The organism is Lactobacillus sp. HBUAS51381, assembly GCF_012641095.1.
Taxonomy (GTDB): Bacteria; Bacillota; Bacilli; order Lactobacillales; family Lactobacillaceae; genus Levilactobacillus.
In genome coordinates this window covers 1-247 of record NZ_JAAVSC010000107.1, presented here as the reverse complement: position 1 = coordinate 247, position 247 = coordinate 1, and the positions used below count along the sequence as shown (strand labels likewise).

The window sequence follows — 247 nt, the reverse complement described above, 5'->3', positions numbered from 1 at the left end:
TTACTGCCGTTATAACGCCGGTATTCTGATACTCCACTAGGGAGTAACCACATTGACTAACTGTGACAGCTTGAGGACTATAGCCAGCCCTTTAAAATTGTTTCAGACTAAATCTAATAGATTGGCAACAGCGTTTTCGTCACGATCCAGTATGGCACCACAGTTGTAACAAATATATTCATTATGTTTGGTCTGATGCTGTGCATTGCCTTGGAGCGTGATCTTGTCGGTACCATGCTTGATGTAG

At 42.5% G+C, this 247-nt stretch carries 1 pseudogene; it reads right to left on the bottom strand.

The window, feature by feature from the left end:
• Window positions 1–102 precede the first annotated feature (102 nt).
• Window positions 103–247 (bottom strand): annotated as a pseudogene (locus HEQ50_RS12850) (RNA-guided endonuclease TnpB family protein); the annotation flags it as partial.